The organism is Blastococcus sp. SYSU D00922 (genome assembly GCF_054050495.1).
Genome location: NZ_JBJGZL010000020.1, coordinates 1 through 17,381, shown reverse-complemented (window position 1 = coordinate 17,381; position 17,381 = coordinate 1). Strand labels below are relative to the sequence as shown.

At 73.2% G+C, this 17,381-nt stretch carries 22 protein-coding genes; 17 read left to right on the top strand and 5 right to left on the bottom strand.

Annotated features, from left to right (window positions below; all coding sequences use genetic code 11):
- Window positions 1-34 precede the first annotated feature (34 nt).
- Complete coding sequence (locus ACI78T_RS19735; protein ID WP_456559832.1) at window positions 35-862, top strand: PaaX family transcriptional regulator; 828 nt, start codon at window positions 35-37, stop codon at window positions 860-862.
- A gap of 106 nt (window positions 863-968) precedes the next feature.
- The gene (locus ACI78T_RS19730; RefSeq protein ID WP_456559831.1) at window positions 969-2,366 is read left to right on the top strand and encodes a hypothetical protein; all 1,398 of its coding nucleotides are present in this window, start codon (window positions 969-971) and stop codon (window positions 2,364-2,366) included.
- 64 nt (window positions 2,367-2,430) lie between these two features.
- Here the strand turns inward: ACI78T_RS19730 and ACI78T_RS19725 are convergent, their stop codons facing one another.
- On the bottom strand, window positions 2,431-3,660 hold the full coding sequence (locus tag ACI78T_RS19725; protein WP_456559830.1) for a glutathionylspermidine synthase family protein: 1,230 nt from the start codon (window positions 3,658-3,660) through the stop codon (window positions 2,431-2,433).
- Between the two features lie 93 nt (window positions 3,661-3,753).
- Window positions 3,754-4,155, bottom strand: a complete 402-nt coding sequence (locus tag ACI78T_RS19720; protein WP_456559829.1) for a hypothetical protein — start codon at window positions 4,153-4,155, stop codon at window positions 3,754-3,756.
- Between the two features lie 113 nt (window positions 4,156-4,268).
- Here ACI78T_RS19720 and ACI78T_RS19715 point away from each other — a divergent pair, with 113 nt between their 5' ends.
- From ACI78T_RS19715 to ACI78T_RS19655, 13 genes are all read left to right on the top strand, one after another.
- The gene (locus tag ACI78T_RS19715; RefSeq protein ID WP_456559828.1) at window positions 4,269-4,940 is read left to right on the top strand and encodes an SIMPL domain-containing protein; all 672 of its coding nucleotides are present in this window, start codon (window positions 4,269-4,271) and stop codon (window positions 4,938-4,940) included.
- Between the two features lie 25 nt (window positions 4,941-4,965).
- Complete coding sequence (gene ypfJ / locus ACI78T_RS19710; protein ID WP_456559827.1) at window positions 4,966-5,886, top strand: KPN_02809 family neutral zinc metallopeptidase; 921 nt, start codon at window positions 4,966-4,968, stop codon at window positions 5,884-5,886.
- Entirely contained in the window at window positions 5,886-6,668 is a 783-nt protein-coding gene (locus tag ACI78T_RS19705; RefSeq protein ID WP_456559826.1) for an enoyl-CoA hydratase/isomerase family protein, read from the top strand. Before ypfJ ends, ACI78T_RS19705 begins: the two co-directional genes overlap by 1 nt.
- A gap of 250 nt (window positions 6,669-6,918) precedes the next feature.
- Complete coding sequence (locus ACI78T_RS19700) at window positions 6,919-7,716, top strand: hypothetical protein (RefSeq protein WP_456559825.1); 798 nt, start codon at window positions 6,919-6,921, stop codon at window positions 7,714-7,716.
- Window positions 7,717-7,719: 3 nt separating this feature from the next.
- On the top strand, window positions 7,720-8,253 hold the full coding sequence (locus tag ACI78T_RS19695) for a phage holin family protein (protein WP_456559824.1): 534 nt from the start codon (window positions 7,720-7,722) through the stop codon (window positions 8,251-8,253).
- A 25-nt stretch (window positions 8,254-8,278) separates the two neighbouring features.
- Window positions 8,279-8,947, top strand: coding sequence for a DUF3618 domain-containing protein (locus ACI78T_RS19690; protein ID WP_456559823.1), 669 nt, complete (start codon window positions 8,279-8,281; stop codon window positions 8,945-8,947).
- Window positions 8,948-9,140: 193 nt separating this feature from the next.
- Entirely contained in the window at window positions 9,141-9,521 is a 381-nt protein-coding gene (locus ACI78T_RS19685; RefSeq protein WP_456559822.1) for a response regulator transcription factor, read from the top strand.
- A complete protein-coding gene (locus tag ACI78T_RS19680; RefSeq protein WP_456559821.1) occupies window positions 9,518-10,801 on the top strand; it encodes an ATP-binding protein in 1,284 nt (427 codons plus the stop codon). Before ACI78T_RS19685 ends, ACI78T_RS19680 begins: the two co-directional genes overlap by 4 nt.
- A gap of 320 nt (window positions 10,802-11,121) precedes the next feature.
- Window positions 11,122-11,718 carry a TasA family protein gene (locus tag ACI78T_RS19675; RefSeq protein WP_456559820.1) on the top strand — a complete coding sequence of 199 codons (597 nt, stop codon included), beginning with the start codon at window positions 11,122-11,124 and terminating at the stop codon, window positions 11,716-11,718.
- Window positions 11,719-11,750: 32 nt separating this feature from the next.
- The gene (locus ACI78T_RS19670) at window positions 11,751-12,380 is read left to right on the top strand and encodes a signal peptidase I (protein ID WP_456559819.1); all 630 of its coding nucleotides are present in this window, start codon (window positions 11,751-11,753) and stop codon (window positions 12,378-12,380) included.
- Window positions 12,377-12,853 (top strand): hypothetical protein, encoded by a 477-nt coding sequence (locus tag ACI78T_RS19665; RefSeq protein ID WP_456559818.1) that lies wholly within the window; start codon window positions 12,377-12,379, stop codon window positions 12,851-12,853. Before ACI78T_RS19670 ends, ACI78T_RS19665 begins: the two co-directional genes overlap by 4 nt.
- Window positions 12,847-13,521, top strand: coding sequence for a response regulator (locus ACI78T_RS19660; protein ID WP_456559817.1), 675 nt, complete (start codon window positions 12,847-12,849; stop codon window positions 13,519-13,521). Before ACI78T_RS19665 ends, ACI78T_RS19660 begins: the two co-directional genes overlap by 7 nt.
- Window positions 13,522-13,561: 40 nt before the next feature.
- Window positions 13,562-14,296: a response regulator transcription factor gene (locus tag ACI78T_RS19655; protein ID WP_456559816.1), complete on the top strand. Its 735-nt coding sequence runs from the start codon at window positions 13,562-13,564 to the stop codon at window positions 14,294-14,296.
- Window positions 14,297-14,303: 7 nt separating this feature from the next.
- Here the strand turns inward: ACI78T_RS19655 and ACI78T_RS19650 are convergent, their stop codons facing one another.
- From ACI78T_RS19650 to ACI78T_RS19640, 3 genes are all read right to left on the bottom strand, one after another.
- Window positions 14,304-15,008 carry a response regulator gene (locus tag ACI78T_RS19650; protein ID WP_456559815.1) on the bottom strand — a complete coding sequence of 235 codons (705 nt, stop codon included), beginning with the start codon at window positions 15,006-15,008 and terminating at the stop codon, window positions 14,304-14,306.
- A 134-nt stretch (window positions 15,009-15,142) separates the two neighbouring features.
- Entirely contained in the window at window positions 15,143-15,655 is a 513-nt protein-coding gene (locus tag ACI78T_RS19645) for an SAM-dependent methyltransferase (protein ID WP_456559814.1), read from the bottom strand.
- 2 nt (window positions 15,656-15,657) lie between these two features.
- The gene (locus ACI78T_RS19640; RefSeq protein WP_456559813.1) at window positions 15,658-16,440 is read right to left on the bottom strand and encodes an isocitrate lyase/PEP mutase family protein; all 783 of its coding nucleotides are present in this window, start codon (window positions 16,438-16,440) and stop codon (window positions 15,658-15,660) included.
- A 133-nt stretch (window positions 16,441-16,573) separates the two neighbouring features.
- Here ACI78T_RS19640 and ACI78T_RS19635 point away from each other — a divergent pair, with 133 nt between their 5' ends.
- Window positions 16,574-16,807: a (2Fe-2S)-binding protein gene (locus ACI78T_RS19635; protein ID WP_456559812.1), complete on the top strand. Its 234-nt coding sequence runs from the start codon at window positions 16,574-16,576 to the stop codon at window positions 16,805-16,807.
- Window positions 16,740-17,276 (top strand): bacterioferritin, encoded by a 537-nt coding sequence (gene bfr, locus ACI78T_RS19630; RefSeq protein WP_456559811.1) that lies wholly within the window; start codon window positions 16,740-16,742, stop codon window positions 17,274-17,276. Before ACI78T_RS19635 ends, bfr begins: the two co-directional genes overlap by 68 nt.
- Window positions 17,277-17,381 lie beyond the last annotated feature (105 nt).

The following is a 17,381-nucleotide window of genomic DNA, read 5'->3' as shown; positions in this document are numbered from 1 at the left end:
GGGGGATACGGACCGGATCCAGAGAGGAGAGGACATGGCAGAGCGTGCCGACGACCTGCGCTTCAAACCGCAGGACCTCCTGCTGGCGATGGGCGGCGCGCTGATCCTCGACACGTACCAGGACCCGCTTCCCACGAGGGTCTTCCTCGCCGTGCTCGGATCCCTGGGGATCAGCGACGACGCGACCAGGTCGGTCCTGACCAGGCTCACCGAACGCGGCCTGCTGACCCGTCACCAGAGCGGGAGGGTGGCCAGCTACGGCCTGACCGACACGGCGCGGAGGGTGCTGCGGGAGGGTCGGGAACGCGTGGAGGCGACCGAGCCCTTCCACCAACCCAGCACTGAGTGGACACTGCTGAGCTTCTCCCTGCCCGAGACGCACCGGGACGTCCGGAACCGCCTGCGGTCCCGGTTGACCTGGGCCGGCTTCGGCTGCCTGCGTGACGGGCTGTGGGTGGCGCCGGGCCGCGTCGACCTCGACCGGATCACCGCCGTCGGAGCCGAGGTCGAGGGGTTGCAGATCGACGGGTTCGTCGCCTCCCCCACCCCCGGCACCGACGTCCCCCGGTTCGTCCGGCGAGCGTGGGACCTCGACGCCCTGCGCCGGGAGCACGAGGAGTTCATCCGCCGGTGGGACCGACCCCTCCCCCGGGACCGGGATCCCCTCGCGCTGTTCATCCTCCTCGGCGCCCAGTGGATCCGGCTCCTCCGCCTCGACCCGGCGCTTCCGGAGCGGTACCTCGGCGAGGAGTGGCCCGCCCGTCGGTCGGCGTCCGCGCACCGCGCTGCTTCTGCGGAACTGGCCGCGCCGGCGCAGGCGGCCTTCGTCGATCTGGTGAGGGACGCGCACGCGCGCCGGTGAACCGCCGCTCCGTGGCGCGGCTCACAGAAACATTCGACAATTCGTTGACGCCCGTCACTGGTCCTCCTAACGTCGGCCGCATCCCAGCCCCGTCGTGAGGAACCCGATGTCCCCTCGTTCCCTGGTCACCGGCCTGACCTGCGCCTTGGCCCTCTCGTTCGTCGCCGCCTCCCCCGCAGCTGCCGAGGAGCCCTCGGGCCCCCGGCACGTCGAGGGGACGGTGGATGGCGGGGCCACCGCCTGGGTCGCCGATGTCCCCGCCGACTGGAACGGCACCGTGCTCCTGTACAGCCACGGCTACCGGCCCAGCTTCCTGCCCATCCCGCACACCCCGGAGAACGCTCCGAACGCCGCGACGCGGCAGGCCCTGCTGGACCGCGGCTACGCCATGGTCGGTTCCTCGTACCAGCGCAGTGGTTGGACGCTGGACACCGCCGCCGAGGACCAGCTGCAGACCCTGGAGGCGTTCCGGACCCAGGTCGCACGGCCGTCCCGCGTGCTCGCCGTCGGGACCTCCATGGGCGGCCTGGTGACCGGCCAGCTGGCCGAGCGCCGCGGGGCACCCATCGACGGGGCACTGCCCACCTGCGGGCTCATGCACGGGGGCGTCGACCTGCTCAACTACCAGCTCGACGGCGCCCACGCGATCGCCCAGTTGCTCGTGCCAGCGGGCACCGAGGTGCGGCTGGCCGACTACGAGGGTGACCGGGCGGCCGTCAACGCGACTGCGCGCACCCTCACCGACGCCGTCGTCGCAGCGCAGGACGACCCCGAGGGCCGGGCGCGCATCGCGCTCGCGGCTGCGCTCTACCACCTGCCCCGCTGGGCGGAGGGCCAGGCCGAGCCCGATCGGCGGGACTACCAGGCACAGGTCGACGCGCAGGTCGCCCAGTTCACGTTCGGCCTGGGCTTCACGTACCCCGCCCGGGTCGACATCGAGGAGACGGTCGGCGGCAATCCGTCCTGGAACGCCGGCGTCGACTACCGGGCCCTGCTGCGGCAGGCGGACGAGCGCGCACAGGTCGAGGCTCTCTACCGCGCGGCCGGCCTCGACCTCGACGCCGACCTCGACCGGCTGAGCGAGACGGCGTCGGTGACACCCGACGCAGGCGCGCTCCGAAACGCCTACGCCACCTCCGAGCTCACCGGGAAGCTGCGGGTACCGGTCCTGAGCCTCCACACCACGCACGACGTCCTGGCGCCGGTGCAGGTCGAGGAGGAGTACGCGGAGACGGTGCGGCAGGCCGGCGCGAACGGGCTGCTGCGCCAGGCCTTCGTGCACCGGCTGGGCCACTGCACGTTCACCCCCGCGGAGCTGGTCGCCTCCGTCCAGGCCCTGGACGAGCGGGTCGCCACGGGTCACTGGGGATCCGCGGCCAACCCCCGGCGGCTGGATGCCGCGGCCGAGGAACTGGGCCTCGGCGGGTCGGAGATCCTGCCGAACTACCCACCGGCCGAGTGGCTCGGAGACCGCGGCGGCGCGCTGGGCGGACCGCGCTTCTGATCCCGTCCGCCGTCCGCCGTCCGGCACCGGGTCGGGCACGACGCGTGCCCGACCCGGTGCCGCGTCAGCCGGCCCGGTAGTCGATCGCGTGCGGCACGAAGTAGCTGAGGTTGTCGGTGATGAGCCCGTCGCTCTCGCGGATGCCGAGGCCGGCGGGCTCGCCGTCCACGACCCAGGCGCCGAGCACCGGGTGGTGCGACCCGTCGACCCCGGGGAAGTCCGGCAGCGGTGCGAACTCCTGCACGACGAAGCCCTCCGTCCCGTACCGGCCGGGCAGCTCGTCGGCGACCACCCCGCCCCGGACGATGGCCACGTTGGCGCCCTCCCGTCCCCACAGCGGCTTGCGCACGTAGTCGCGCCAGGACGACGGCATCTCGTCGGCGAAGTAGGCCGGCAGCAGGAGCTCGCCGAGCACCGGGTCCGTGCCGAACATCTGCCACAGCACCGGCAGCAGCGCCTTGGTGCTCCACAGCATCTTGTAGGCAGGCTCCACCCACGTCGTCCCGCCCGGCCGCATCCCGTCGGCGAGCACGGCCGGACCGAACTCGTCCTCGATCAGCCACTCCCAGGGGTAGAGCTTGAAGACGACGTCGAGGTGGCGGCCCTGCTGGTCGTAGAACCGGCCGTCGCCGTCGTCGAGCACGATGTCCTCGACGACGAGCTCGATCGCCTCGTACCCGGCCTGGACGACCGTGTCCATCAGGTAGGCGACGGTCATCCGGTCCTCGCCGGACTTCTCCTCGCTCGTCCACGCCAGGTGCACCCGCGGGCGGATGCCGGTGCGGCGCTCCCACTTGAGCAGGTTGCGCTGCCAGGCCGCCACGAGCTTGTCGTGCAACGCGTTCCACTGGTCGGCGCCCTGCCCGGTGAACAGGTGCCAGTTCCACTGGGTCACCGCGGACTCGACGAGGCCGGTGGGGGTGTCGGCGTTGAACTCCAGCAGCTTCGGCGGTCCCTCGCCGTCGTAGCGCAGGTCGAACCGGCCGTAGATGCTCGGCGGCTCGGCCTCCCACGTCCGGCGGATCGGCGGGCGCGCCATGGGCGGGATGTTCATCCGGTCGAACAGGTCGTTCTGGACGACGTGGTCCCCGGCCGCGACGCACATCTCGAACAACTGGGAGACCGCACCCTCGAGCCGCTCCACCTCGGCCATCGTGAAGTCGTAGAACGGTCCCTCGCGCCAGTAGCTGCGCACCTCGCCGCCGGGCAGGTGGGTCCGGTTGTAGACCAGGCCCTGGGACTCGATCTCGGCCTCCCAGCCCGGCCGGACGATCCCGCTCTCGATCCTCCTCAACGGCCGCTCCTCCTCGACGAGATCTGCACAGTCGTGGCCATCAGCCGCTGATGGCCACGAGTGTGCAGATCTCGTGCCCGGGGGCGGGCAGGATCAGCTGCCGGCCCCGCTGCCGGCCTTGTTGCCCACCCCGCTGCCGATCCCGCCGCTCACGCGCTGGCCGGCGCTCACCTTGCCGGTCGCCGGCAGGCCGGCGCGCTGGCGGGCCGCCGAGTCGGTCGGGTTGATCCGCGTCCCGCCGGACGGCAGCACGGTGCCCACGGGCAGTCCGGGCCGGAACGCGCCGAGGTACAGGAAGAACAGCCCTCCGCCGCCGCCCACGCGGTCGTCGTCGCACAGGTCCTCGTCGACGATCTCGCCGTTCTCGTCGGTGCAGTACGCGACCTGCTCCTCCTCGTCCTCCCCACCGACCCCGCACCCGGCCATGAAGCCGGTGGCAGCCGTGGTGAGCACGGTCGTCGTCAAGGCGGCACGGATGCGGTTGGAGACCGCCACGACCACTCCCCTTCCCTCTGGTGGGCCCGACAGTAGGTGGTCGGCAGCCCGCTGCGCGCTCTCGCCCCGCGCCGTCTGCCAGAGTCCCTGCGCCGAACCCTCCGGAGGTCATCGTGAACAGCTCCCTCCCCCAGCACACCGAGCCGCAGGTCGTCGTGCGCGGCGAGGCCCTGCTGCAGGTCGAACCCGAGCTCGCCGACGTCTGGGTCACCGTCCGCGTCCGGGCCCGCGACCGGGAGTCGGCCCTGCAGCGCTGCCAGGCCGTGCAGCAGCAGGTGACCGCGGTCGCCGCGGCCGCCGGCGACGCGGTCGAGGCCGTCGAGACCAGCTCGGCGTCGGTCCACCTGGAGGTGCGCGACCGCCGGGCCCCCGGCGAACCGGTCGCCACCGTGCAGACCCGGCTCACCGTCGCCCGGCTCGACGCCGTCGGCGACCTGGTGGTCGAGCTCGGCCGGCTCGACGACGTCGACGTGTCCGGCCCCGGCTGGCGGTTGCGGCCCACCAGCCCCGCCCTCGAGCAGGCACGTCTGGACGCCGTGCGGGACGCGGTGCGCAGGGCGCAGCAGTACGCCGCCGCGTTCGGCGGGCACCTGACCGAGCTGCTGGAGGTCCGCGACTCCGGGGCGGGCGGCGGCCTCCGAGTCGCGGGAGCCATGGCCTCGATGGCACGGTTCGAGGAGAGCCAGGTGCACCTCGACCTCACCCCGCCCCGCCAGGAGGTGCACGGCGCGGTCGAGGTCCGCTTCGCCATGTCCGAGCCGGATCGCGCGCTCTTCAGCAGCTGAACCAGGAAGGAAGGGTTCTCGGAGGATGAGGTATCGCGAGGGTGGCCGCCTCGACACGTCGAGCGTCCAGGACCGCCGCGGCCGCGGTGGCGGGCTCGGCGGGGGCCGCGGGATCGCGGTCGGGGGCGGCGGGCTCGGCCTCGTCGGCCTCCTCATCGTCGTCGTCCTCCAGCTGGCCGGTGGCGGGGACGGCGGCACGGGCGCCGCGCTCGGCGGCCTGGCCGGCCTCGGTCAGGGCGAGACCGCGGACAACAGCGCGCTGGAGCAGGCCTGCGACGACAGCGGTGACGCGAACACCTCCGTGGACTGCGCCGTCGTGGCCGACATCGACTCGATCCAGGACTACTGGTCGGCGACGCTCGGCGAGGACTACCTCCCCACCGACACCGTCTTCTTCTCCGGCTCGGTGCAGACCAGCTGCGGCGGCGCCACGAGCGGGTCCGGCCCCTTCTACTGCCCGGCCGACCAGCTCGTGTACATCGACCTGAGCTTCTTCGACCAGCTGCAGAGCCAGTTCGGCGCGGAGGGCGGCCTGTTCGTCAACGCCTACGTGATCGCGCACGAGTACGGCCACCACGTGCAGAACCTGCTGGGCACCAACCGCCTCGTCACCCCCGGCGAGACCGGGCCGGCCAGCGGCACCGTCCGGCTCGAGCTGCAGGCCGACTGCTACGCCGGCACGTGGGCCAACCACGCCGAGACGGTGCCCGACGAGTCCGGCGCCCCGCTGATCGAGGAGATCACCCAGGACGACATCGACCGGGCGCTCGACGCCGCCTCGCGCATCGGGGACGACTTCATCCAGGAGAACCTGGGCAGCGGCACCGTCGACCAGGACGCGTTCACGCACGGCTCCTCCGAACAGCGGCAGCGGTGGTTCACGACCGGCTACGAGACCGGGGACGTCCGCGCGTGCGACACCTTCGGCACGGACGACCTCGGCTGATGGGTGAGCCCCTGGTGGTCGCGCGGGACGGTGCTGTCGCCGTGCTGACGATCGACCGGCCCGAGAAGCGCAACGCGATGACGGCGGGGATGTGGGCGGCGCTGCCCGGGGTCCTCGCCCCGCTGGCGGACGACCCCGCGGTGCGCGTCCTCGTGGTCACCGGCTCCGGGCCGAGCTTCTGCGCCGGGGCCGACATCTCCGACCTGCTCAGCGGCGCCGATCCGGACGACCCGATGGCCGACGTCCGGCGCGACAACCTCGCCGCGCAGGCGGCGCTGCGCACCTTCCCGAAGCCGACCGTGGCCATGATCCGCGGCCACTGCATCGGCGGCGGAGTCGAGATCGCGGCCTGCTGCGACCTGCGCTTCGCCGATCCCAGCGCCGTCTTCGGCGTCACCTCGGCCAAGGTCGGGATCGTCTACACGCCGTCGTCCACGAAGGCGCTGATCGACCTCGTGGGCCCGGCGATGACGAAGTACCTGCTGTTCAGCGGCGAGCTGATCGACACCCCGACGGCGCTGCGGGCCGGCCTGGTCGACCAGGTGGGCCCGGCCGAGGACCTGGAGGCCGAGGTCCGCCGCTTCGCCGACGTCCTCGCCTCCCGCTCGGCCCTGACCCAGCGGTCCACCAAGGAGGTCGTGGCGGACCTCACCGGGGGCGGCGACGGCGAGGGCGTCGCCGGCCGCTGGTACCGGGAGACGATCACCGCCGGGGAGCTCGCCGAGGGGGTCGCTGCGTTCGCCGAGCGCCGTGCGCCCCGTTTCCCGTGGGCAGAGGAATGATCGTTCCCGTTTCGATCTCGGGCCGCTAGGGGTACCAGGGGTCTGCGGCGCTCCCCTCCGGAGACCGGGAGCGGCGTGGTCTGCAGCCACGCCGCCACCTGCCTCCCCGCCCGCCCGAGACGCATGGATGCGCCGGTCGGAAAGCCCCCGTTCACAGCACTCCGCCAGCGATGACAGGTGTCGCGGAACGGCGTGGGGGTAGCGCCTTACCGACTCCACAACCAGACAGAACCCCTGCCGAGGAGGACCGATGACGCACAGCATCGACGCCCCGTTCCCGCCCCCCACCACGGGGGCGACAGCGCCCACGTCCACCACCGACTCGCCAGCGACGGAGAAGGCCAAGGCGACGAAGGACACCGCGATCGGCGAGGCCAAGAACGTCGGCCAGACCGCCGCGGAAGCCGGCAGCCAGGTCGCCTCCGTCGCGACCGACCAGGCAAAGCAGGTCGCCCAGGAGACCCAGCGCCAGGCCAAGGACCTGCTCGAGCAGGGACGCACCCAGGTCAAGGACCAGGTCGTCACCCAGCAGCAGAAGGCCGGCCAGAGCCTCTCCTCGCTCGCCCAGGAGCTCCGCGCGCTCGCCGACGGCACCAGCCAGGGTGCCCCCGGCCCGGCGCGCGACCTGCTCCAGCAGGCGTCCAGCCAGGTCGAGAACTTCGCCGGCATGCTGCAGAACCGCGAGCCGGCGCAGCTGCTCGAGGACGTGCGCAGCTTCGCCCGCCGCAAGCCGGGCCTCTTCCTCCTCGGTGCCGCCGCCGCCGGTGTGCTCGCCGGTCGGCTGACCAGCGGTGTCAAGGCCGCCCACAGCGACAGCGGCCCGAGCAACGGCTTCACCGCCCAGTCGAACTACGTCGACCCCGCGCCGACCTACTCCGACTACTCGGCCCCGGCCACCACCACCTACGCGACGACGGGTGCGGCCACCGGTGGCGCTCCCCTGCCCCCGCCGCCGTACGGCACCGTGCCCCCCGAGGGCAGCATGGTGCCGCCGGCCAGCCAGACCGGCTGGGACGACCCGGCCCGCCGGCCCGGTGGGGTGGGCTGACCGATGAGTTCCCCCTACTCCGGGGCGACCCCCGCAGGGAGCCCGCAGGGCTACGCGAGCCCCACGGCACCGCCCATGGTGGAGCCGGCGACCGGGCAGAACTACGCCGCTGACTACAGCGGCAGCATGGGGACGCCGACGACGGCCGAGGGCCGTCCCGACGTCGAGGGCACCTCGGTCGGCCAGCTGCTCGGCGAGGTGAGCAAGGACCTCTCGACGCTCATGCGCCAGGAGCTGGAGCTGGCCAAGGCCGAGCTGAAGGTGGAGGCCAAGAAGGCCGGCACCGGTGCCGGGCTCTTCGGCGTCGCCGGCTTCGCCGGCTACATGCTCGTCCTGTTCCTCTCCTTCGCCCTCTGGTGGGCGCTGGCCAACGTCATGGACATCGGCCTGGCCGCCCTCATCGTCGCCGTCCTCTGGGGCGTCGTCGCCGCCGTCACCGGGCTGATGGGCAAGAAGAAGTTCCAGCAGGTCAACCCGAAGCCCGAGCGCACCGTGGAGACCCTCCAGCAGGTCCCCGGCGCCCTGAAGCCCAACTGACCCCCCAGATCCCGAAGGAGTACCGATGACCACCAGTGACCCGGACGTCATCCGCCGGCAGATCGAGGACACCCGCCGCGAGCTCAGCTACGACGTCGACGCCCTCAACGAGAAGGTCAACCCGGCCCGCGTCGTCGACCGTCGCGTCAGCGCGGCCAAGGGACGCATGACCAACCTCAAGGAGAAGGTCATGGGCAGCGCTCAGGACACCTCCGCCCACGCGCAGGGCATGGCCTCGAACGCGGCCGGCTCGGTGCAGGGCGCGGCCTCCAGCGCGGCGGACAGCGTCTCGAACGCGGCCTCCACCGCGGTGGGCGCCGTCCAGCAGGCTCCCGACCAGGTGATCCGGCAGACCCAGGGCAACCCCCTGGCCGCCGGCCTGATCGCCTTCGGTGTCGGCTGGCTCGTGTCGAGCCTCCTGCCGGCGTCGGAGAAGGAGAAGCAGCTGGCCCAGCAGGCCGAGACCGCGGTCAAGGAGCACAAGGACACGCTCCTCGAGCCCGCCAAGCAGGCCGCCCAGGAGATCGGCGACCAGCTCAAGCCCGCCGCCCAGCAGGCGGTCGAGTCGGTCAAGTCGACCGCCCAGGACGCCGCCACCACGGTGACCGAGGAGGGGAAGTCCGCTGCCGCGGACGTGCAGGGCCAGGCCCAGCAGTCCAAGGACACGGTGCAGAGCCAGGCAACCGGCTCCTGACCTTTCGGGTCGTACCGGCCCACCCCGTTCGCCTGCGCCCCGCCGGGTTCTCCCGGCGGGGCGCAGTGCTGTCCTCACCCGGCGGGGTGAGGTCGCCCCCGCTGTCCTGCAGGCCCCTGCCCGGGAGGCCGTTGTCCCTGGTGGACGACGCCGTTCGGCTCCCTCGGAGCCGCCGACCGACAGGAGCCCCGCCGTGGACGTCCGCGTGCTCGTCGCCGACGACGAGGAGGACATCCGCGCGCTCGTGTGCCTGGCCGTCGCCAAGGCCGGGTGCACGGTCACCGACGCGGTCGCCGACGGCAGCACCGCGCTCGAAACCGCCCGTACCGAGCTCCCCGACCTCGTCGTCCTCGACGTGTCGATGCCCGGCGCGACCGGGCTCGAGGTGTGCACCGCCCTGCGGGCCGACCCGGCGACCGCCGGCATCCGCATCCTGCTCCTGTCTGCGGGTGCGTCCCTCGACGACGTCGCGCGCGGGCTCGCGGCCGGCGCCGACGCCTACCTCGCCAAGCCCTTCGGGATCGCCGCCCTGGTCCACCAGGTGCGTGCCCTCACGGCGAGGCAGCCGGCATGACCACCGTCGTCCCCCGGCCGAGAGCCGGCGGACCCGACGCGCGGGACGCCGAGCTCGAGCGGCTCCGTGAGGAGAACGCCGCCCTGCGGGCGCAGGCGCGGACCCGCGCCGACGAGCTCGACGTCGCCACCCGCATGCTGGCCGCGCGCGCCCAGACCATGACCAGCGTCATCGACGCGGTCACCGAGCAGTCGATCATCGGCACCGACGTCGACGGCGTGATCCGCGTGTGGAACCCCGGCGCGGAGAAGATGCTCGGGCTCCCCCGCCCCGAGGTGGTCCGCAAGCGGTCGATCGTCGAGTTCCACCTGCCCGAGGAGCTCGCGGCCCAGGCGGAGAGCTGTGGCTCGGCGACCGGGCTCGCGGCCCTCGTGCACGCCGCGCAGGAGCACGGCAGCGACGTCCGGGACTGGACCTACGTCGCGGCCGACGGCTCGCACCGCACCGTGTCGGTGGCCATCACCCCGCGCACCGACGACGACGGCGCGCACGCCGGCTGGAACTTCGTGGGCACCGACATGACCGAGGCCCGCGCCACCGAGCGGATGAAGGACCAGTTCGTCAGCCTGATCAGCCACGAGCTCCGCACCCCGCTCACCTCGATCCTCGGGTACCTGGAGCTCGTGCTCGAGGACGAGGAGCAGCCGCTCACCGACGAGCAGCGGAAGTACCTGACCACCGTGGAGCGCAACGCCGACCGGCTGCTGCGGCTCGTCGGCGACCTGCTGTTCACGGCGCAGGTGGACGCCGGCCGCTTCAGCCTCGAACCGCACGACGTGGACCTGGCCGGCGTGGTGCGGGCGGCAGAGGAGACCGCCCGCGTCGGTGCGGCCGCTGCCGGCGTCGAGATCGTCGTCGACGTGCCCGACGGCGGACTCGTCGTGCCCGGGGACGCCGTCCGTCTCGGTCAGGCGTGCGACAACCTGGTGTCGAACGCCGTCAAGTTCACCCCGTCCGGCGGGCGGGTCACGCTGTCGCTGCGGTCCGCGTGGCGCGGCGCCGACGGCGAGATCACCGACGAGGCGCGTGCCGGAGCGGTCGGCGTCGCCCGGCTGGCGGTCAGCGACACCGGCATCGGCATCCCCACCGGTGAGCAGGGGAAGATGTTCACCCGCTTCTTCCGCGCCTCGACGGCGCAGCGCAACGCCGTCCCCGGCGTGGGCCTGGGCCTGGCCATCACGAAGGCCATCACGACCGCGCACGGCGGCTCGCTCGACCTCGTGAGCGCCGAGGGCGAAGGCACGACCTTCACCCTGACCCTGCCGCTCGCCCCCGCCTGAGCCCCCGCTCTCCCGCGCGTACCGATTCGCGCTCGATTCGCGCTCGCACACGCATCCGGGCGCCTCCGCGGCACGTCATCTCCGCTCGCGTACGCATGGCGGTGAAGACAGGACGAGGCCCGTTCGACACCGCCCGGGGACCGGTCTGCGGCGCATCCGGGTGCCGCCGACCACGGGAAAGCGCCCGATTGCGACGGGTTCGCCGATTCCTTGCGGATTCCTTGCGGAACGCTGGCGGGTGCCCTGCGGTAGGGCTCGCAGAGTTCTCCCTGTCGCCCGGAACGCCGGTCGACGAACCGGACACAGGGAGAACACCGGACATGAGCACCAAGACCATCGCCACGAGCTCCACCGCCCGCAAGGTCGTCGGCTCGCTGGGCGTCCTCGGCGCCGCTGCCGCGGTCGCCGGCATGGGCACCTTCGGTAGCTTCACCGACAGCACCGCCCCCGTCACCACCACCGTCGCCTCGGGCACGGTCGACATCAACCTCGCGCAGGTCGGCACCGCCATCCCGGTGACCACCGCCGGCTTCGTCCCCGGCGACTCGCTCACCCGGACGGTCAACCTCAGCAACGACGGCACGTCGGCCCTGGGCTCGGTCGTGCTGAACACGACCGTGGCCACCCCGAGCGTCCTCACCACCGACGCCAGCAACGGCCTGCAGCTGAGCGTCAAGTCCTGCTCCGTGGCCTGGTCGGCCACCTACACCTGCACCGGCACCGAGCGTCTGCTCGCCGCCGGTCCGGTCGCCAGCCAGATGACGCTGACCAACCCGGCGTCCCTCGCCGCGGGCAGCACCGACTTCGTGGCGCTGACCATCTCGCTGCCGGCCTCGGCCGACAACACCTTCCAGGGCAAGACCGCCGCGCTGAGCCTGACCTTCACGGGCACCCAGCGCACCGGTACCGCCCGCTGATCACGGCCTGACGACCACACGGAGATCTCGCCATGACCGCCGTCCTCCCCGTCCGTCGCCCGGGGGCAGCCGCCGCGCTGCCCCCGGCCGAGGACACGCGCTCCACCGCCGGCCGCCCGGCCGGCCGGGCCGCCCGCATCGTGGGCCGTGTGGCCCCGTGGCTGGTCCGCGGAGTCATGGGCCTCGCGGTCGCGATGTTCCTCCTCCTGGCCGTCGGGCCCCACCTGCTCGGCTACCGCACGATGACCATGCTGACGCCGAGCATGGCGCCGGAGATCGAGCCGGGTGACGTCACCGTCGTCACACCGATCGCGACCTCCGACGTCACCGAGGGCATGGTCCTCACGTACCACAAGCCCATCGACGACCGCGCGCTCGTCACCCACCGGGTCGTGTCGGTCGAGACCGGCCCCGACGGTGCCGTGCAGATCCAGACCAAGGGCGACGCGAACGACGCCGTCGACCCCTGGACCGCGACCCTGCAGGGCGACACCGCCTACCAGGTGCGCGCCGTCGTCCCCGAGCTCGGCCACCTGATCCAGGCCCTGCGCACCCCCGTGGTGACCCAGGTGCTGCTCTACGGCGCCCCGGCACTGCTCGCCGGCTGGCTGCTGATGACCATCTGGCGTCCCACCCGTGAGGAAGAGGAGGGCACGGAATGACCGGCATCCGTCGGGCCCTGGTCCTGATCGGCCTCACCGTCGCCGTCATGATCGGCGCCGCCATCCCGGCCTCGGCCACCTTCGCCGACTCGGTCAAGGTCACGACCGGCATCACCACCGGCACCGTCGCCGCCCCGGCGTCGGTCACCGTGAACGACTACTGCGGGCAGACCGCCAACGGCGGCTACTACAACTCCTGGGGGCAGTGGGTCACGACCTACTACTACTGGTACGACGCCACCGTCACCTGGCCGGCCAGCACCACCACCCGCGGCGTCACCGGCTACCGCGTCATGGCCCACCTGAACGACGGCACGTCGGTCGTGATGGCCGAGACGACCCCCACCAACCGCACGGTGAACGCCCGCGTCGACCGCGGCTACCTGAACTACCAGCCGCGGATCTCGGTCATCACGCTCACCAGCTACGGCTGGACGGCCGAGACGCCCCGGACGGCGGTCGTCACGTGCTGACCGCCCTGGTCGTCGACGACGAGCCCGCCGCCCGCCGCCGCGTGGCCGGCCTCCTCCGCCTCGGCGGCTGGCAGGTCCGCGAGGCCGCCGACGCCGAGAGCGCCCGCCGCGTCGCCGCCGCCGACGACCCCGACCTCGTCGTCACCGACGCCTCGGTGCCCGGCGGGACCGGCCCGGCCCTGCTCCGCCGGATGCGGCACGACGGCTCCCGCGCCCGCTTCCTAGTCGTGACCGACGAGCCCACCGAGGAGGTGCGGGCCGAGGCGATCACCGCCGGCGCGATGGCCTGCCTCGCCAAGCCCGTCGAGGCACGCCTCCTCCTGGACTTCCTGCGCAGCCGGACCACGGGGCCGGCTGCGCAGGGCGAACTCCCCGAGCTCCGCGAGTGGATCGACCTGCACGACGAGGACGTCGACCAGGAGCTCATGGACCGGCTGCACGAGATGTACCTCGACGCCCTCCCCGGCCGGCTGCGGGCCATCGCCAGCGGCACGCGGTCCGGGGACGCGCCGGCCGTGGTCTCCGCCGCGCACACCCTCGCAGGGACCAGCGGCCAGCTCGGCCACCCCGATGTCGCCGCGGTCTGCCAGGCCATCGCCGCCGACGCCCGGCGCGGGGTCATGTCCCACGCGAAGGTCGTCGAACTGCAGGAACTCGCCCGGGCCTGAGGGCCCATCCACCCACGCACGAGAGACGGAGGTCCGGACCATGTCCCAGCCCCACCCCGCCGGCACCCCCGCCGTCCAGACCGCCCTGGTCGTCGACGACTCCCCCGCCGCCCGCGCCCGCATCACCACGCTGCTGCAGCTGGGCGGCTGGCAGGTCGTCCAGGCGGTCGGCACCGACGCCGCCCTCCGCCTGGCCGCGGTCGTCGACTTCGACCTCGTCGTGACCGACATGGCCATGCGCAACGGCCACGGCGCCACGCTCATGCGCAAGCTGCGGGAGAACGGCAGCACCGCCCGCTTCCTGGTCGTCGCCGCCCGCCGCACGCACCAGGTGCGCGCCCTGGCCGCCAACGCCGGCGCCGTGGCGTGCCTGGCCAAGCCGGTGGACCCCCGCCTGTTCGTGGACGTCATGCGCGGCCTGGCGCCGGTGGTCCGCCGGGTCGAGGCCGAGCCCCCGGCTCCGCAGCTCGGCCCGGAGGAGCGCGCACGGCTCGACGAGATGTTCGTCAGCGCCCTGCCGCACCGGCTCGCGATGATCGCCTCCGGCGCCCGGGAGGGCGACGCCGAGGCGGTGGCCTCCCACGCCGTGGCCCTGGCCGCGGTGAGCGACCGGCTCGGTCACCTCGAGGTGGCGGAGGTCGCCCACGGGGTCGCCGACGACGCCCGCCGCGGGGTCCTCCCGCAGGGCCGGCTGATGGAGCTGGTGGGCGCCTGCGCCCGCGTCGAGGGGCGCCGCCGTGGGACGCCGGCGGCTCAGGCGATCCCGTCGGCCTGACGCCGCGTCAGGCGACGAGCCGGTAGCCCACTCCGCGCACCGTCCTGATCTCCGGGCTGTTGAGCCCGGCGGCCACGAGCTTGCGGCGCAGGTTGGACATGTGCGCCTCGACCAGCCGGAGGTTGCCCTCCCAGTCGGTCTGCCAGACCTCGCGCAGCAGCGTCTCGCGCTGCAGCACCCGGCCCGGCCGGGAGGCCAGGGCGGCGAGCAGGTCGAACTCGGTGCGGGTCAGGTCGACGACGGAGCCGTCCACCCGGACCTCCCGCGTCTCCTCGTCCACCTCGAGCTCCGCGAGCCGGCGCACCGACTCCTCGGCGGCCGCGGTCTCCACCGGGGCCGGGGCGGTGCGGGGGAAGCGCAGCATCGCCTGCACCCGCGCCACGAGCTCGCGCGGGGAGAACGGCTTGGCCATGTACCCGTCGGCGCCGACGGCCAGCCCGATGAGCAGGTCGACCTCCTCGGCGCGCGCGGTGAGCATCAGCACGTAGCACTGGGTCTCGGCGCGGATCTGCCGGCACACCTCGGTGCCGTCGGCGTCCGGGAGCCCCAGGTCGAGCACGATCAGGTCGGGGGCCGCACGGCGGACCTCCTCGAGGCACGCGGCACCCGAGGCCGCCTCGCGGACGTCGAACCCGGCACGGCGCAGCACCGTGGTGACCAGCTCGCGGATCTCGTCGGTGTCCTCCACCACGAGCACGGACTGTGCGGGCACGACGTCTCCTCCTCACCAGCGGCGACGGTGCGGAGGCAGACTCCTCCGTTCACCTGACCGGGTGATCGGCAGCCCGGGCCTCCGCCTTGAGCCGAGCACGCCCTGCCGGCCCGCGCTCCCCCGTACGGGTGAGGTCAGGCGCGGCGGAGCTCGACGGCCACCGACGCGTAGGGCTGCGTCGCGCCCCGGTGCACCCGCACGGGGCGCAGCCCCCGCTCCCCCGCCAGGACGCGCACCGACTCCTCGATCGGCCCGTCGGTGCCCGGACCCATGACCGAGAACGCGACGAGGACCCGGCCGTCCGGCGCCAGGAGCCGGTCGACCACGTCCCACTCCGGGGCGGGCGCCGTCCAGAACGCCCGCACGTTGAACGAGACGACGACGTCGAACGGCCCGTCCAGCGCGGCGTCGACGAGCGGGGCGGCCAGCAGGCGCACCCGGCCGACGTCGACGGCCGCGCGGTTCCGCCGGGTGGCCGCCGCCACCATCGTCGGCGAGCGGTCGACGCCCACCGCCTCGCCGGTGGTCAGCCCGCCGGCCAGCAGGGCGAGCAGGACGCCGTGCCCGCAGCCGACCTCGAGCACCCTGTCCGCCGGTGCCGGGGCGACCACCTCCGCAGTCCAGGCGAGACGCTCCGAGGCGGCCACGGTCAGTTGAGGTTCCGGGTCCCGGCCGGGAGGACGCCCCCGCCGACCACCTCGGCCGTGGCGTCCTGCAGGGCGGTGAGCGCGACCCGCTGCGTGAAGGGCCCGGTCGAGACGCGGGCGACGCCGAGCGCCTCCAGCTCGCCCACGGGCAGGGAGAGCTTCGGCACGCTGATCACGCTCACCTTCCGCGGCCCCAGCGCGTCGACGAGCGTGGCGATCTCCTCCCGGGCGACGGCCCCGGGCACGAAGACCACCGGCGCGCCCGCCTCCAGGTAGGCGCGGCCGCGACGGATCGCCTCGTCGAGCAGCTGCCCGCGGTCGGCGTCCCGGGGTGCCCGGAGCAGCGCGTCCGTGCGGGCGTTGAGCACGAAGTCGATCCCGGCGTCCCGACCGGAGCGCAGCACCGCCTCGACGGCGGCGACCGCCTCGTCGAGCGGCTTCATCTGGTCCTCGAGGTTGCCGCCGACGACGCCCGCCTCCATGGCTCTGCGGGCGGTCTCCCCGGCGTCGCCGTAGCCGGCCTCGAAGTCCATGGTCACCGGCAGGTCCACGGCGCGCACGATGCGGCCGACCATGTCGAGGTGGAGGTCGAGCGGGATGTTCTCCCCGTCCTCGTACCCGAAGGTCGCGGCGACGGAGTGGCTCGCGGTGGCCAGGGCACGCACCCCGTCGGTGGCGGCGACGACCCGAGCGGACACCACGTCCCAGACGTTGGCGAGCACGAGGATCTCCGGTGCCGTGTGCAGATCCAGCAGCGTGCGGGCGCGGGTGGCGAGATCGGGCATCCCCCGAACGTAGGGCACGTGCTGACCTGCACACTTGACGGCCGGTGCTCAGGTAAGGCTAACCTGCATCCAGTGCCCAGGGTCCAGCCTCTGGGAGGCAGACCCTGTTCGCGCTACCGGTGAGGCGACCGCCATGTACGTGTGCCACTGCAACGTGGTGACCGACCGCGACGTCCTCGAGTCGATCGCCAACGGCGCCCGGTGCGTCGCCGACGTCGCCCGGGAGACCGGCGCCGGACGGACCTGCGGAAACTGCATCAGCTCCCTCCGCGACCTCGTGTGTCAGCATTGCCCGGTCCGTGCCGAGCGCCGTACCGAGCAAGCCGCGGCAGAACGAGAAGTGGGAGTGGCTGGTGCAGCCCGTTAGCCCCCGTGTGGTCGAACTGCTCAATGACGCGCTCACCTTCGAGCTGACCGTCACCAACACGTACTTCCTGAACGCCCGCATGCTCGACGCCTGGGGCCTGCCCAAGCTCGGCAAGGTCTTCTACGACCTCTCCATCGACGAGATGCGCGACGCGGACGACCTCATCCAGCGCGTGCTGCTCTTCGACGGCCACCCCAACGTGCAGCGCCTGAACGCCATCCGCGTCGGCGAGACGGCCGAGGAGATGCTCGTCCTCGCCCTCGACAGCGAGAAGGCCGCCGTCGCCCAGTTCAACGCCTCCGCCAAGGAGTGCCACGACCTCGGCGACCACGGCACCGCCGCCGTCTTCGAGGAGATGGTCCGCGACGAGGAGAAGCACGCCGACTGGTTCGAGGCGCAGCTCGCCGCCATCGAGCGGGTGGGCGCGCCGCAGTACCTGGCCGCGCAGATCAGCACCGAGACGCCCTGACCTGAGCGCGACGAAGGGCCCTCTCCCCGCGGGGAGTGGGCCCTTGGTCGCCTCCCCGGACTTTCGGTCAAGAAATTCCCCGGCCCTCCTCTACCGAAACTCCCG